Raw genomic sequence first — 15552 nt, forward strand, 5'->3', positions numbered from 1 at the left:
CTTACTTTAAGCTATTTAAATAAGCGATCAAAGCAACTATTTCTTTGATTTCACCTTTAGCAAAAGCATCTTTTACTTCTTGATTTTTCATTTGATCAACTATAGCCTGAGCTTCAGCTTTTACTTCAGCTTGCGCATCTTCCCAAGAACCAAGTTTTGTTCCATTTTCTGTATCATAAGGAACATTGAAAACTTTTTTCACAGTTAAAGCCTCAGCATAAGCAGTTTCAATATCTGCATTATTTTTAAACATATGCTTATATGAAGGCATAATAGAATCTGGAACAACAGAAGTAGGATCCCACATATGATTTTCATGCCAATCAGCTGTTCTATAATTTCCTACACGAGCAAGATCAGGTCCTGTTCTTTTTGAGCCCCAAAGAAAAGGTCTATCATAAGCAAATTCACCACTTACAGAATACATACCATAACGATCTGTTTCTGATTTAAATGGACGAATAAGCTGTGAATGACAAGCATTACAACTATCTTTAATATATACTGCACGCCCTGCAAGTTGTAAAACCGTATAAGGTTTTTTACCTTCAATTGGTCTTGCATTTTCTGCAAAATTTGGTAAAACTTCAACTATACCTGCATAAGCAATCACTACAAAAACAGCTACAGCAAAAAAGAATGGATTTTTTTCTAACCAACTAAACATATTTTCTCCTTTTTATGCTGCCATAGGCGAAGCGCTTTTTGGTTCTTTATCAAGCACTCTTCCACAAGCAATTGTTTTGTAAATATTATAAGTAAACATAAAGAAACCGATAAGATACAACAATCCACCAATCGCTCTAATCCAATAATAAGGAACAATAGCCACAACAGTATCAATAAAGCTATAAAGCAAGTTACCATACTCATCTGTCGCTCTCCACATCATACCTTGAGTAATACCCGCAATCCACATTGAAGCAAAATAAAGAACTATGCCTGTGGTTTGGATCCAAAATTGAGCTTCCATTAAAGATTTGCTATAAAGCTCTCTTTTGAAAACTCTAGGAGTCATATGATAAAGCGCAGCCATAGTCATAAATCCTACCCAACCTAATGTTCCATCATGAACATGTCCTGGAATCCAATCTGTAAAGTGTGCTAAAGCATTAACAGATTTAATTGAAAGAATTGGCCCTTCAAGTGTTGAGAACATATAGAAAGTTGATGCCAAAATCATAAATTTAATCAACGGACTCTCGCGAAGCTGACTCCACTCACCTTTCATAGTAAGCAAGATATTAATCGCTGAACCCCAAGAAGGTAAAATCAATACTACAGAGAAAACCGAACCCATAGTTTGCATCCAATCAGGTACAGTTGAATAAATCAAATGGTGACCACCTGCCCAAAGATAAACAAACATTAAGCCCCAAAATGCAAATAAAGAGAGTTTATAAGAGAAAATCGGCTGACCACTTTCTTTTGGCAAGAAGTAATAAATTTGAGCAATAATACCCACAGTAAATACAAATGCCACAGCATTATGTCCATACCACCATTGTACTAAAGCATCATTTGTTCCTGCATACATTGATACACTATGCCACCATTTACCCATTCCAGTAACAAAATAAGTTGGTACTTCCATGTTGTTAAAAAGATAAAGCATAGCTATACCTAAAAATGTAGCTATATAATACCATAGAGAAATATAAAGGGTTTTTTCACGGCGAATTCCAATAAGTCCAAAAATACTTACACCCCATAAAACCCAAACAAGAACAACAAGAATATCTAAAGGCCACTCAAGCTCTGCATATTCTTTAGATGTAGTCACACCCATAAACAAAGATATAACAGCTAAAACCATAGTAAGCATATAAAGCCAAAAATGAAGCTTACCAACAGCCATTAAAAATCTTGACTCAGCCATACTCACTTTAAGAACACGCTGACCTATATAATACCAAGTTGCCCAAATCCCTGAAAGCATAAAACCAAAAATCACACCTGAAGTATGAAGTGGTCTAAGTCTTGAAAAAGTGGCATATTCTCCTGCTAAATAATTTAAATTAGGATATGCCATTTGAAAAGCTATAAGAGTTCCTATAGCCATACCAACAATGCCGAACAATATGGTCGCAAACATAAAATATCTTGCAACCGTATAGTCGTAATTTAATACATTACCTGGATGCATCGACTTTCTCCTTAAAATTTTTGATAACAAGAGAATATTATAGAATATTAATTATACATTTTTTCTTAAAAATGATAATTTTGTTAATCATTTGTTATGCTTTATATTTTAAGGCTAAACCAGTCTTATTTATTGATATTTATCTTATAACCTAAACTTGGCACATTTTTTATAAAATCTTCACCCACTTTATCTCTTACTCTTTTTATAAATGTTCGAACAGCAGTATCGCTCACATGCTCACCTATCCAAACATTTTTCTTAATATCTTCATGCAAAACCAAAACCCCAGGTTGTTTTAAAAGCAAAGAAATAAAAGCCAATTCTTTTTTAGTTAAAACAATCTCTTTACCATTATGAATCAAAGTTCGTTTAGTTTTGTTAAATTGATATTCTTCGGAAATTTTTACAAGCATGTTTGCTTCAATTTTTTCACCTACTAAACAATCTAAGACTTTGAATAATTCTTCTATATCAACAGGTTTAATTAAATATTTATCTATACCGATATCAATGGAACGCAAAAGTCTCTCTTTCTCTGAATACGCACTAAGAACAACAATTGGGACATCATCTGAAATTTCTTTAATCTCTCTTGCCATATCCAGTCCATCCATAATAGGCATAGCAATATCTGTGATAACTAAATCCGGTTTAAATTTTTTAAATTTTTTAAGCCCTTCATCTCCATTTTGAGCTCCGATTACTTTACTAAAGCGTTCGCTTAATACATTAATCAATGATTCTCTAGTCTTAATTTCATCTTCAACTACTAATATTATCAATTCTTTACATTCTTGTGACATTTTTACTCTACCCTCTCTTTTAGCTTTAAAAATACTTCAAAACAAGCCCCATCTTTTCCATTCTTAACTTTTATTTTTCCTTGGAAACTTTCGATAATTTGTCTACTTATATAAAGTCCTACTCCTATACCCTGACTAGGATGTTTTGTTGTAAAATAAGGTTGAAAAATTTTATCTAAGTTTTCTTTATCAATCCCACCAGCATTATCTTTTATTGTAATTTTCAGATAATTTTTTCCAAATTTTGAAAAAGTTATTGTTATGATTTTTCTTTTTTTGTTTTTAAATGCTTCTATTGAATTTAAAATCAAGTTAAGAAAAACTCTTATTAAACCATTCTCATATGCCAAAACTTCATAATCACTTTTCGAAACAATATTGATATTTACATGATTTTTTTCTATAGTTTCAAAAGCAATTTCTAAGGCTTTATTTAAAGTCTCTTTTATAAATACACACTGCTCTACTCCTTTGTTAAACAAAGTTCTAAACACATCAATTGTTTCTGACATATTTTTAATCATATCTTTTGATTGTGAATAAATCTCAGCAAATCCTTTTTCATCTTTAAGATTTTGTTTCATTTGAAACATAGCAATACCAAGCTCATTTAACGGTTGCCTCCATTGATGAGCTATATCACTAATCATTTGCTCTAATGAAGATTTCAAAATCTCTTCATAGACTATTTTAATATCTTTTTCATTTTTTTCCAAGGCAATTTGCATTTTTTTCTCAAATTTTTTACCTAACTGTATAAATTCCTGTTGGTGATTTTTAACTGTATTTTCAAGATTAATACTTAATTCTCTTAATTTAGCGTGATTTAGAGCAAGCTCTTCATTAAGCTTAAAAGAATTACTAACATCATGAGAGAATGCTACTATTTCTATTAATTCATTATTTTTATCCAATATGGGGATTAATAAAGTTTCAAGATAGAAAGTTTTGCCTAATTTATCAATATTTTTAAAAATAACTTGATAAGGTTTTTTATATGAAAGTTTTTTTAAAAGTTCTTCAATATAACATTCCTCAACATCTGGATGTTTAAATATTGAATGTTTTTTTCCTATAAGCTCTTTTTTACTATATCCACTTATTTGACAAAGCTTATCACTGACAAAAATTAAATTTCCTTGAACATCAGCTCTTGAAAAAATTGTATTTTTTTCAAGAGCTTTAAAAAACTGATCTTTAAAAAAATCTTTCATTGAAAAGCCTTAAAACCTATATAGGCAAGATTCATACCGTAACAAACAATAACGCCATACGATAAATAATTAAACAAATTTTTCAAAAAATCACTAAAAAACTGTGAAATTTTAGAAAAAAATAACATCGCAGGTAAAGTTGATATCCCAAAAATCATCATTACCAAAATACCTTCAAAAATATTTTGCTTACTCATTGCATTGGCTATAAAAAAATACACCAATCCACAAGGAACAAAACCATTGGAAAATCCTAAAAATATGGCTGATTTTAATCCTTTAAAATTTTTAGATTTTTTAATAATTTTCTTTACAAAACTATCAAAAAAAACATTATTTTCAATAAAAGATAACATATTGCCTCTAAAAATAAGAGCAAAACCCAAAATCATCATAAATATACCAAGAATAAAAAATGACAAACTTTGAACCTTAGCATTGATTGCTAAGATATTCCCAAAAGTTCCAAAAATTATCCCTAAAGCAATATAAGCAAAAATTCTAAACAAATGATAAATAAAAGTTAATAAAAATAAATTATTGCTTTTTGAATTCAAATTTATAAAAAGTAAATTAAAACCACCACACATAGAATAGCAGTGTCCAAAACTAGATAAAAAAGCAACACTGATAATAGCTAAAAAATCTATACTCACATCAAATTCATAAATTCTTTAAAAATATACTTGCTTTCATGAGGACCTGAAGAACTTTCTGGGTGATGTTGCACTGAAATAATAGGATAGTCTTTATATCTTACTCCTTCAACATTGTCGCCAAATAAATTTCTATGAGTGATATGAGCCACTTGAGCTAATTCTTCTGGAACATTATAATTATGATTTTGTGCGGTAATTTCTACCGTTTTTGTATCAAGATTGATCACAGGATGATTTGCTCCATGTTGTCCAAATTTCATTTTATAAGTTTCATATCCAAAAGCATTACTTAAAAGCTGGTGACCTAAGCAAATTCCAAGCATGGGAATTTTAGCTTCTGCAAGTTTTTTAATCTCTGCAATCTCTTGTTTTAAAATCCTTGGCTCACCTGGACCATTAGAAAGAAATACGCCTTGGATTTCACCTTTTTTATACAGAGTAATCAACTCATCTGCTTTAACATTATATGGATAAACTTCTACTTCAAAACCTACTTCTACAAGTTCATTTAGGATATTTGTTTTAACACCATAGTCTATAACAGCAACTTTTTTCTCACTTCTTTTAGCATTATTAAATTTTTGAAAACTAGCGTTCCAAACACCTTGTTTATGAGAATAATTTTTCTTAGTGCTAACTTCTTTTACAAAATTTACTTCATCAATTTTTGCTGATTTTTCTAAGGCGATTTTTAAATCTTCTTTATTTGAAATTTCAGTTGAAATTATAGCTCTTAAATTGCCATTATTTCTTATCATTTTTACTAGATATCTCGTATCAAGTTCATAAATTCCTATTTTTCCATGCTTTTCAAGATAATCTTGCAGACTTTCTTTAGCACGAAAATTTGAAAAACTAGAACTTAATTCACGCATTAAAACGCCACTTGCAAAAATTTCCTTACTTTCATTATCATTTTCATTGGTTCCCACTATACCAATTTCTGGCATGGAAAATACGATAAATTGCCCTGCATAAGAAGGATCTGAAATAATTTCTTGATACCCTGTTAAAGAAGTGTTAAACACAAGCTCTCCAAAAAAAGTACCGCTCTTTCCAAAAGCCTTAGCACTTAAAAAAATATCATTTTCTAAATAAATATAAGCCTTCATTAAAACATACCTTTTTTTCTAAGCTCTTCTTGATAGAGTTTTTCAAAGATAAGATCGTATTCTTCACTACCTGGAATAGGTTTTGTTTTATAATTGCTAATTTTCTCATAAACCTCATCTTCAAGTTTTTCATAAATTTTAAGATAAGACTCTATGCTTGAAAAGATTAAATTTTTAACTCTATTTTCACTCACTATAAAATTAATATAATCATTCTCTACAAGTTCTTCCAAAATTTGATGCGCTAGATGATTATGTCTATCTTCAGAATCTAAAATCACATTAAATTCAGGAGCTAACTTTTTCTTCACAAGCCAAAACATATTTTTACGATCTACTTGCATAAGCTCCATTTCATCTTCTTGTTGCTCTAAAAGCTCTTTTACTCTTTCATCTAATTTTCTTTCATTTAGAATATCTTTCTCTAAAACTTCTATTATACATACCTTAAGCTTTTCTAATTGATCTTTAATTTCTACAAAAGAAGAATTAGCTATATCTAACATCATTTTATTTGCGATATAAGGAATATGTGGTAATTTTATACGCATCTTGAAAACCTTTTATTTAATAATGTTTGAAATAATAGCTTATTTTTGGTAAAAGAATGTTAAAAATGAAAAATTTTCATTCTTTTAATCACCTAATTACTAGCATTATTATCTAAATTTTTCAAAAGCAAAGTAAGCTCGCTAGCTTTTTTTGGATCCATTTTAGATAAAACACCTGAAATTTTACGCGATTCCAAAGAAAGCATTATTTTACTTGCATCCTCTGCATCCATTTGACTTAAAACATCTGCAATGGCTGCATCTTTCATTTGGGAATAAATTTCTTTAACCCTACCTTGAGTTTTATCATTGATTGAATTTAAAATCTTTTGTTGTTCTTCTACAAGCCTTGCGTTTTCAAGCTTTAATTCTTCAATTTTTGCCAAAGTTGCATTAACCTCAGCCTCTTTTTTTTCTAAATTTTCAAGCCTTTCTTTTTGCAAAGCTTCAAAAGAGGCTTTATAAGCTTCTAAAGATTGTCTTGCTTCATCAAATTCTCTAGTTTGCAATTCAATTTGAGCTTTTCTAGCTTCAAAATACTGCTCACAATCTTGTTCAGCTCCAAAAACTACACTTGAAATAAAAACTAACAATATAAATTTTTTAATCATCTTTTTCCCCTTTGAAAAAACGACTGATTGCAATTTCATCTAAAAATTTTTCTTCAGCCTTCGCAAGTTCTTTTTGTTTTTGTTTAATTTCTTCAGTTTCCAAAGCCTTCATTTTTTCATAATCTAAATGCGCTTTTTGATATAAAAACTGATAATGGTTCATTTCTTTTTTAGAAAGTTCTACTTTCTCCTTAGCTCTTGCCAAAGCCTCGCGTCCTACTTGCGCCATACTTAAATTTGATCTTAACTCTGCTATAGATCCTGATTTTGGCAATACGCCTAAACTTTCACACTCTTGGCGTGAAAGTTCATAAGCTTTTTCATGTTCAAGCTGTCTTTGTTTGGCTTGATTAAGATTTGATTCTGCTTTATCAAGTTGTTGTTTTCTTACTTTTACAACAGAATTATATTTACTTTTCATAAGATGATAGTATCATCTCTTTCAGGGCTAGTGGAAATATACTTTACTTTAACCCCTGCAAGCTCTTCAAGTCTTGCTATATATTTTTTAGCATTTTCTGGCAATAAATCATAATCTTTTATACCAAAAACTTTATCCCAACCATCCATTTCTTCATAAATAGGTTGAACATTTTCTAAATCACTTGGTATATAGTCGATTTCCATACCCTTATATTCATAAGCACGACAAATTTTTATCTTTTCAAAACCATCTAAAACATCAAGCTTCATCAAAGATAAAGCATCAAGACCATTAAGCCTTGCTGTATATCTTACAGCAACCGCATCAAACCATCCACAGCGTCTTTTACGTCCCGTGCTTACGCCAATTTCTTTTCCAATTTGCGCAATTTTTTCTCCATCTTCGCCCTTATCCTCAGTAGGAAAAGCTCCATTTCCCACACGCGTTGCATAAGCTTTTACAATACCTATAATATTTCCCGCTTCTTTAGGATTTAACCCAAGTCCTGTTAAAGCGCCTGCTGAAATAGTACTTGAACTTGTAACATAAGGATAAGTTCCATGATCAATATCAAGCATAGAACCCTGAGCTCCTTCTAAAAGCACTCTTTTATCTTCATCTAAAGCCTTCCAAAGCATTCTTGTAGTATCTGTAATATAAGGAGTTAAAATTTCATTAAAGCGTTTTAAATCAGCAAGCAATTCTTCAGCACTTGGAATTTCAATTTCAAGCATTTCAAAAAAAGTTTTATTAGCTTCAAAATCTTTCATCAAAGCCTTACAAAGTCTTTGTGGTTCTAAAAGCTCACCAACTCTATGTCCTGTACGATTAATCTTATCTGCATAAGAAGGTCCTATACCCTTACCTGTTGTTCCTATGGCATTTTTGCCTTTGAGTTTTTCTTTTGCAATGTCTATTAAAGAATGATGTTTTAAATTTAAATGAGCTCTATCACTGATATATAATCTACCTTTTAAATTTTCAAATTGAGCCATTTCAGCAATCAATACTTCAGGAGAAACCACAACTCCATTTCCGATAATATTAATACATCTTGGATGCAAAACTCCACTTGGCATAAGATGAAGCGCATATCTTACACCATTTACCCAAATCGTATGTCCTGCATTGTGTCCACCTGCACTTCTGCAAACAAAATCATAATTTTCACATAATTTATCAACTACCTTACCTTTTCCTTCATCGCCCCATTGAATGCCGACAATAATATCTGCTTTGCTCATAAAAATTTCCTTGATTTTACTTAATATTGGCGAGAAGATGAGAGAATCGAACTCCCCAAAGAATAGTCAACTATCCTTTCATCTGATTTGAAGTCAGTGGCGATCACCAGATACGCTAATCTTCCAAAGTGATAATTATAGCGATTTTTAATGAAAAACAAAATAAATTTATCAATATTCTTTTTGACTTCATATTAAATTTAAGCTATAATCTCACTCTTTTTTTAGCATCAAGTTTTGATGATTACATTTTTAGGATCTTTCTTTGAATTCTTTTAAACAAAAATATTTAATCAATTTTTGGGACAATTCCCGTTCTATGATTGCACTTGGAATTTTAAGTGCAGTGTATTTTGGGATTTTTGGTGGCGTTTGGGCTGTTACTGGAGAAATGACGCGTTGGGGTGGTGAATTTTTAGAACTTTTAGGTATGAATTTAGATGGGTATTCTTATTACCAAAAGCAAAATTTAAATGGAACCCCTTTAACAAGAACTGATGGTATTATGCTCATAGGTATGTTTATAGGTTGTTTAGTAGCCGCACTTTTAGCTAACAAAGTCAAATTTCGTCTACCTGCTAGCAATATAAGAATTTTTCAAGCAATAGTAGGTGGAATTCTTTCAGGATATGGAGCAAGACTTGCATTTGGATGCAATTTAGCTAATTTTTTTACAGGTTTACCTTATTTTTCTTTACACACTTGGCTTTTTACTGTTTTTATGGTTTTAGGAATTTATCTAGGAGTGAAAATTTGCAACACTTCCTTTTTTAAACCTAAAGCTAAATTAGAACGGGTAAATAAAGAAAACTTGCCGCTAAACAAGCAAAGTTTGCGTACAAAACTATATTTTAACTTAGGCATATTGCTTTTCATAGCCTTTTTAGTTTGGGTGTTTTATCTTGTTTTTACAAATGGCAATATCAGCACACAAAACAAACAAAGTCTTCTAGCTTTAGCGCTGATTTTTGGTTTTGTTTTTGGTTTTGTTATTTCTAGAGGACAAATTTGTTTTACTTCTTGCTTTAGAGATTTGTTTTTATTTGGTAGAGATAATGCTATAAAAGGCGCATTAATTGGCATGATTATCGCTTCTTTAATCGCTTTTGCTTTTATCTTGCAAGGTCATACTAGCAAACTCATAGAACTTTCTCCTACTGTAGCTGTGGGAGCATTTTTGTTTGGTTTTGGCATAGTTTTTGCCGGAGGTTGCGAGTGTGGTTGGACTTATCGTGCCTTTGAAGGACAAAGTCATTTTATGATAGTAGGAATTGCAAATATAATAGGAACTATGATTTTAGCTTTAAGTTATGACTTTTTACCAAAAGCTTTTAAAGAAGGTATAAAAATCAATCTTTTAACTGAATTTGGCAATTTAAATGGATTTTTTATCAATCTTATTTTATTCATCTTAATGTTTGTTTTTGTAGTATTTTACAAAAAACACTTCTTTAAAAATCAACTTAAAGGATAAACAATGAAAATTACTTATAGTTTAAATTTACAAGGTGAGGCTTGTCCTTATCCTGCTATAGCAACACTTGATGTCTTACCTAAGCTTCAAAGCGGAGAAATTTTGGAAGTGCTTTGTGATTGCCCACAAAGCATCAATTCCATACCCCAAGATGCAAAAAACCGTGGGTTTAAAGTGCTTGAAATCGATCAAAGTGGACCCACACTAAGATTTTTAATCCAAAAGCCTTAAAAAAGGCTTTTGTTCTCAAAGCTCTTTTAACATCTTTTCATAAGCTGCCTTAGCTCCAGATCTTACATTTGTAAACAAACTTGCAATAATAATCACCACCGAAGCTGCTAAAAACCCTGGAACTATTTCATAAAGATCTGAATTTGCAAAATTCTTCCAAAGCACCACAGTAGCAGCTCCTGTTATCATACCTAAAATCGCTCCTACTCTTGTCATCCTACTCCAAAATAAAGAAAAAAGCATTACAGAACCAAAAGAAGCTCCAAATCCAGCCCATGCATAAGAAACTATACTCAAAACACTTGAGTTTTTATCAGTAGAAATCAAAAACGCTATTACAGCTACCAATAAAACACCTAATTTACCTAAATTTAATACAACATGACTTGGCGCATCTTCTCTAAAAATCTTTTTATAAAAATCTTCCGCTATAGTAGAACTTGAAACCAGCAATTGTGAACTTGCCGTACTCATAATAGCCGCTAAAATAGCACTGAGTAAAATACCTGCTATCCAAGGATTAAATAAAAGTTGCGACATCACAATGAAAATCTTTTCAGGATCTTGCAAACTTAATTCAAATTTATGCACATAAGCTATGCCCAAAATACCTATCATACAAGCACTTAAAAGACAAACCACCATCCAAGCAATACCTATAAAAGTGGCCATAGGAATATCTTTAGTAGAACGAATCGACATAAAACGCACTAAAATATGTGGTTGACCAAAATAACCCAAACCCCAAGCAAGTGCAGATATAATGCTTATAACCCCTACTCCTTCGCCCATAGATAAAGCTTGTGGCTTTATTTCTCTTACTATATTCATCGCTTCACCAAAGCCACCTAAATGATAAAGCATAACCAAAGGCACAATGATTAAAGCCATCATCATTAAAAGCCCTTGTATCATATCCGTCCAACAAACTGCCTTATATCCACCTAAAAAAGTATAAGCAACAATAATAATCGTTCCAGTAGTTAAAGCATAATCATATCTGATACCAAAAGTATTTTCAAAAAGTTTTGCTCCACTTACAAGCCCTGATGAAACATAAAAGGTAAAAAATATCAAAATTACCACCGCACATACGATGCGTAGTATATGTTTATCATCATCAAAACGAGTTTCAAAATAATCAGGAATAGTCAAAGAATTTGCAATCACGCTGGTATAAATTCTAAGTCTTTTTGCCACAAAAATCCAATTTAAACTAGCTCCTATAGTAAGCCCAATCGCAATATAAGAATCTATAAAGCCACTTACATATAAAGCTCCTGGTAATCCCATTAAAAGCCAACCACTCATATCAGAAGCCCCTGCGCTAAGCGCAGATATCACAGGCCCCATAGTACGCCCGCCTAAAAAATAATCTTCTGAATTTTTATTTTGCTTATAAAAATAAAAACCTATATAAAGCATCAATAAGGCATAAACTACAAACATCACTGCTATTGGGGTATTAATTTGAACTACTTCCATCAATCTCTCCTTGATCATTAAGATATTGCTCTAATGCCTAAATTTCCATAGCGATGAAAAGATATACTTAAAGCTTTTTCATTAAAATAATTTAAAAGTTCAAAACGACCATTTAACAATGGCTTTTCTCTTATGATGATTTTAGCAAGCTTTGCAGCCTCTTTATAAATCTCATCATTTACATCTGGCTTTGCCAAATAACGCACTCTTTCATATTCTTTAATACTCTTGATAAAATTTTCTTTATTTTCTTTTAAAAATAATACTTTTGCTCCTATACTTTGAACAATTTGCTCTATCATACTAATATCTTGTTCATCATAACTGATACTTAGATCAATACTTGCAATATTTGCACCTAAAACCACCCCTAAAACATCTTTTAAGCTTTCATTTCCACAAAGTCTTAAAACCATATTCTTTATTTTAGTATAAGAAAAAAGATTATCTTCTCCACGAATATTGACATAATCTTTTGAAACACTAAACTCATTTTTATAATGATAAGCATAAGATTGAGACATTTTAATTAAATCGTTCATAAAATCTTGTGCTTCTTTTAAATCTATTTGTGCTAATTTTTTTGAAAATTTATCTTCAATTAAATGATCATCAAAATCTTCTTGCTTAATCTCTAAAAATTGAGTAATATAATTATAAATTCCCACTTTTCTACCCAAACCTATGGCAGATTTTTTAATCCCACCAAAAGGTTGACGCAGAACTATAGCCCCTGTGGTTGGTTTATTGATATAAATATTTCCTGCTTCTATATGAGTGTGAAAATACTCCCATTCTCTTTCATCTAAGCTTTCAAAACCTGCAGTTAAACCATAACCTGTGGAATTTACTATATCAATAGCTTCTTTTAAGTCTTTAGCTTTCATTACACTTAAAATCGGTACAAAAAGTTCATTCATATGAGTAAAATCACCCTTTTTAGTGCCATATTTTATGCCTGGTGTCATCAAATAAGGATTATTCTCTAAAAACTTAGGTTTTAATGCCCATTCTTCATAAGGTTGTAATTCATCTAAGGCCTTTTGAACTTTAGAACTTGGCTTATCAGCTAAAGTACCCAATTTATTTTTAAATTCAAAAGGATTGCCCACTGCCATAGAACTTGCAGCATCTACTAAAGTCTTTTTAAATTCTTCATCATGATAAACCTCTTCTTCTAAGACTAGCAAAGAAGTAGCCGAACATTTTTGACCGCTATTGCTAAAAGCAGAATGAATGATATTTTTAATCGCACTATCACGATCAGCAAATTTAGAAACTATAGTCGCATTCTTTCCGCCCGTTTCAGCACTTAAAAGCAAGGTTGGATTAGCTTTTAACATAGCATAAGCAGTATCCTCTCCTCCTGTAAGAATTGAAAATTTAATCACTTCATCAACAAGTAAATATTTAGAAATATCACTTCCTTTTGAAGGTAAGAAAATCAAAGCGTCTTTTGGAATACCTGCATCCCAAAAACACTTACAAAGCATATAACCTGTTAGAGTTGAAAGTGAAGAAGGTTTGTAAATCACCACATTACCTGTAGCTAGGGGTGCAGCTATGGTGCCCACTGAAATCCCTATAGGAAAATTCCAAGGAGCTATGGTAACCCCTATACCTTTAGGCGTGAATTTAACTTTTGGATTTTGTTTTTTAAGCTCTTCTAAAGAGTGCGGATAAAATTCTATAAAATCAATAGCCTCACTTACTTCAGGATCGATCTCTAAAAAGGTTTTGCCCACCTCTAAAGCTGCCAAACCTATCAAATCTCCCCTTCTTTCTCTCATAAGTTTTGCACTTTTGGCTAAAATTTGATAAATTTCATCATGACTTTTTTGTGTAAATTTGGAATTTTTAGCTACTTCTAAAGCTTGTTTGATTTCTTTTTCTCCGGCTAAATAAGCCTTTCCTATCACTCTATCTTCAATCTTATCTTTAACTTCTAAAACATTTAAATTTTCTGCTTTAAAATCAAGCTCACCTATAACAGGATAAACATCATAATCTTTTAAATTTTCATATTTAGCTTTAATTTCTTTAGCCCATGCTCTATTTTGCGCTAAAATAAAATCCGTATCACTTTCGTTGCTAAATTTTTTACTTTCATAAGAACTTATGATATTTGATTCTTTATTTCTATCTTGCTTACGATGTGTAGTATTATCAAGAGTTTTTATGTCTTCTAAAGATTTTAAAAAAAGTTCTGTTTGTATATTCCAGTTTCTATCTCCTACTTTAAGATTGAAAAAATAACGCATAAAATTATCTTCGCTCGTATTTTCATCAAGGCGTCTTACAAGATAAGCAATGGCATTGTTAAAATGTGCTTCATCACAAACTGGGGCATAAAGGATTAAATCATGCATTTTAGATAATTCATAAGAACATTGCAAACTCATACCTTCAAGCATTTCAAAAGTAAAAGAATCTAAAGCACCCGCTTCACTTATACGTGTATAAGCATAAGCAATCTCAAAGATATTATGACTTGCAATTCCTATGTTGATGTATTTATAATTATCTCCTTCAAGAATAAAATCAAGCATTTTATTATAATTGCTATCAGTATCTATTTTTTTGTAAAAAGTAGGAAGCTCCCAGCCTTTTTGAGATGCAATAGTTTCTTCACTTTCCATATTAGCACCCTTAACAAAACGGATCTTAATAGGCTTCATACCTTTTAAAACCCTCTCTTTTGAAAAAGCAAAAAGTTTTTTAAGATACTCATAAGAATCAGGAATATAAGCTTGCAAAACAATCCCAGCTTTAATATCAAATTTAGCCACACTTTCCATAAAAGCTGCAACAGTAAGTTCTAAATCTCTAAATTCTTCCATATCCAGATTGATAAATTTAGATACACCTTGTTTTTTCTCTTCTTCTAAGGCTAAAGCATAAAGATAATCTAGTCTTTTTACTACCTCTTCTTTAGAATAATCAAAATCTATAATATTAATTTGTGAAAAAATCGTAGTAATTTTTATGGAAATATAAGTGATATAACTTGATTTTAAAGCCTCTTCATATTTTTGCATACGATATTTACTCTCAGCTTCACCTAAAACCTCTTCGCCGATTAAATTCACATTTAAGGTAATTTTATCTTGCTCTTTTCTTTTTTTAATATGCGGTTCTAAAACACTAGGGTTTGCATCTAGAACCATAGTTTTAGTATCTTCTCTTAAATGTTTGACAAAAAAAGGTACACTTAAATTAGGAGCAAATTTGCCAAAATTTAAAAAGCTAAAAAGTAGGAATTTTTCAAAAGTGCTAAAAAAATCCGCTATGCCATATTTACTCAAAGTATATTCTATAAGCTCAAAACTTGCATTTTTATCTTTACATCTAAAAGAACGATCTAAAAGTTCTATAAGCATAACTTTATTTTTGGGATTATTAAGAAGTTTTTGCATTTTAGCATGAAATTCTTTTTCAGAATTTGAAATATTGGCTTCTATTTGTCCTTGCAATTCTTCAGCTAAAGCTAAAGCTTTTTGTATCATTTCGTATCTCCTAAGATAAAATAAATTTTAATAAATAATATATAAATAAGATAAAAATAATATTTTAAATCATAGAAAATGTATAAAAA

General features: G+C 30.8%; 14 protein-coding genes and 1 tRNA gene. 2 read left to right on the top strand and 13 right to left on the bottom strand.

Translation table 11 applies throughout. From position 1 onward, the window contains the following. Position 1: 1 nt before the first annotated feature. From ccoO to FBE93_RS06290, 11 genes are all read right to left on the bottom strand, one after another. Positions 2-667 (bottom strand): cytochrome-c oxidase, cbb3-type subunit II, encoded by a 666-nt coding sequence (gene ccoO, locus FBE93_RS06240; protein ID WP_002855439.1) that lies wholly within the window; start codon positions 665-667, stop codon positions 2-4. A 12-nt stretch (positions 668-679) separates the two neighbouring features. Next, a complete protein-coding gene (gene ccoN / locus FBE93_RS06245; RefSeq protein ID WP_002851405.1) occupies positions 680-2146 on the bottom strand; it encodes a cytochrome-c oxidase, cbb3-type subunit I in 1467 nt (488 codons plus the stop codon). Positions 2147-2271: 125 nt separating this feature from the next. Continuing rightward, on the bottom strand, positions 2272-2952 hold the full coding sequence (bumR, locus tag FBE93_RS06250) for a butyrate response regulator transcription factor BumR (protein ID WP_002855907.1): 681 nt from the start codon (positions 2950-2952) through the stop codon (positions 2272-2274). A gap of 2 nt (positions 2953-2954) precedes the next feature. Continuing rightward, entirely contained in the window at positions 2955-4166 is a 1212-nt protein-coding gene (gene bumS / locus FBE93_RS06255; protein WP_002932343.1) for a butyrate sensor histidiine kinase-like phosphatase BumS, read from the bottom strand. Next, positions 4163-4822: a sulfite exporter TauE/SafE family protein gene (locus FBE93_RS06260; RefSeq protein WP_044306264.1), complete on the bottom strand. Its 660-nt coding sequence runs from the start codon at positions 4820-4822 to the stop codon at positions 4163-4165. Before FBE93_RS06260 ends, bumS begins: the two co-directional genes overlap by 4 nt. Continuing rightward, on the bottom strand, positions 4819-5937 hold the full coding sequence (carA, locus tag FBE93_RS06265) for a glutamine-hydrolyzing carbamoyl-phosphate synthase small subunit (protein WP_165434278.1): 1119 nt from the start codon (positions 5935-5937) through the stop codon (positions 4819-4821). The genes FBE93_RS06260 and carA overlap by 4 nt, the downstream gene beginning before the upstream one ends. Continuing rightward, positions 5937-6488 carry a DUF507 family protein gene (locus FBE93_RS06270; protein ID WP_002851269.1) on the bottom strand — a complete coding sequence of 184 codons (552 nt, stop codon included), beginning with the start codon at positions 6486-6488 and terminating at the stop codon, positions 5937-5939. The genes carA and FBE93_RS06270 overlap by 1 nt, the downstream gene beginning before the upstream one ends. Positions 6489-6580: 92 nt before the next feature. Beyond that, on the bottom strand, positions 6581-7099 hold the full coding sequence (locus FBE93_RS06275; RefSeq protein WP_002851265.1) for a MotE family protein: 519 nt from the start codon (positions 7097-7099) through the stop codon (positions 6581-6583). Further along, positions 7092-7520, bottom strand: a complete 429-nt coding sequence (locus tag FBE93_RS06280) for a flagellar export protein FliJ (protein WP_002880459.1) — start codon at positions 7518-7520, stop codon at positions 7092-7094. The genes FBE93_RS06275 and FBE93_RS06280 overlap by 8 nt, the downstream gene beginning before the upstream one ends. Further along, positions 7517-8767 carry an adenylosuccinate synthase gene (locus FBE93_RS06285; protein ID WP_002932361.1) on the bottom strand — a complete coding sequence of 417 codons (1251 nt, stop codon included), beginning with the start codon at positions 8765-8767 and terminating at the stop codon, positions 7517-7519. The genes FBE93_RS06280 and FBE93_RS06285 overlap by 4 nt, the downstream gene beginning before the upstream one ends. Positions 8768-8794: 27 nt before the next feature. Then, positions 8795-8892: transfer RNA gene (locus tag FBE93_RS06290), tRNA-Sec, on the bottom strand. A gap of 140 nt (positions 8893-9032) precedes the next feature. On the opposite strand from FBE93_RS06290, the gene yedE reads away from it, so the two are divergent. Together yedE and yedF are read left to right on the top strand one after the other, a co-directional pair. Then, entirely contained in the window at positions 9033-10241 is a 1209-nt protein-coding gene (yedE, locus tag FBE93_RS06295; RefSeq protein WP_165434279.1) for a selenium metabolism membrane protein YedE/FdhT, read from the top strand. A 3-nt stretch (positions 10242-10244) separates the two neighbouring features. After that, on the top strand, positions 10245-10472 hold the full coding sequence (gene yedF, locus FBE93_RS06300; RefSeq protein ID WP_002867050.1) for a sulfurtransferase-like selenium metabolism protein YedF: 228 nt from the start codon (positions 10245-10247) through the stop codon (positions 10470-10472). 15 nt (positions 10473-10487) lie between these two features. Here the strand turns inward: yedF and putP are convergent, their stop codons facing one another. Together putP and FBE93_RS06310 are read right to left on the bottom strand one after the other, a co-directional pair. Beyond that, positions 10488-11957, bottom strand: a complete 1470-nt coding sequence (putP, locus tag FBE93_RS06305) for a sodium/proline symporter PutP (RefSeq protein WP_207307204.1) — start codon at positions 11955-11957, stop codon at positions 10488-10490. Between the two features lie 17 nt (positions 11958-11974). Then, positions 11975-15463 (bottom strand): proline dehydrogenase family protein, encoded by a 3489-nt coding sequence (locus FBE93_RS06310; protein ID WP_165434281.1) that lies wholly within the window; start codon positions 15461-15463, stop codon positions 11975-11977. Positions 15464-15552 lie beyond the last annotated feature (89 nt).

Origin of the sequence: Campylobacter sp. CFSAN093229 (assembly GCF_011068225.1) — a bacterium.
GTDB lineage: Bacteria > Campylobacterota > Campylobacteria > Campylobacterales > Campylobacteraceae > Campylobacter_D > Campylobacter_D jejuni.

What these genes read in the sequence shown, in the direction of transcription:
- ccoO (WP_002855439.1), bottom strand. Translation starts at nt 667, where the DNA reads ATGTTTAGTTGGTTAGAAAAAAATCCATTCTTTTTTGCTGTAGCTGTT.
- ccoN (WP_002851405.1), bottom strand. Translation starts at nt 2,146, where the DNA reads ATGCATCCAGGTAATGTATTAAATTACGACTATACGGTTGCAAGATAT.
- bumR (WP_002855907.1), bottom strand. Translation starts at nt 2,952, where the DNA reads ATGTCACAAGAATGTAAAGAATTGATAATATTAGTAGTTGAAGATGAA.
- bumS (WP_002932343.1), bottom strand. Translation starts at nt 4,166, where the DNA reads ATGAAAGATTTTTTTAAAGATCAGTTTTTTAAAGCTCTTGAAAAAAAT.
- carA (WP_165434278.1), bottom strand. Translation starts at nt 5,937, where the DNA reads ATGAAGGCTTATATTTATTTAGAAAATGATATTTTTTTAAGTGCTAAG.
- FBE93_RS06270 (WP_002851269.1), bottom strand. Translation starts at nt 6,488, where the DNA reads ATGCGTATAAAATTACCACATATTCCTTATATCGCAAATAAAATGATG.
- FBE93_RS06275 (WP_002851265.1), bottom strand. Translation starts at nt 7,099, where the DNA reads ATGATTAAAAAATTTATATTGTTAGTTTTTATTTCAAGTGTAGTTTTT.
- FBE93_RS06280 (WP_002880459.1), bottom strand. Translation starts at nt 7,520, where the DNA reads ATGAAAAGTAAATATAATTCTGTTGTAAAAGTAAGAAAACAACAACTT.
- FBE93_RS06285 (WP_002932361.1), bottom strand. Translation starts at nt 8,767, where the DNA reads ATGAGCAAAGCAGATATTATTGTCGGCATTCAATGGGGCGATGAAGGA.
- yedF (WP_002867050.1), top strand. Translation starts at nt 10,245, where the DNA reads ATGAAAATTACTTATAGTTTAAATTTACAAGGTGAGGCTTGTCCTTAT.
- putP (WP_207307204.1), bottom strand. Translation starts at nt 11,957, where the DNA reads ATGGAAGTAGTTCAAATTAATACCCCAATAGCAGTGATGTTTGTAGTT.
- FBE93_RS06310 (WP_165434281.1), bottom strand. Translation starts at nt 15,463, where the DNA reads ATGATACAAAAAGCTTTAGCTTTAGCTGAAGAATTGCAAGGACAAATA.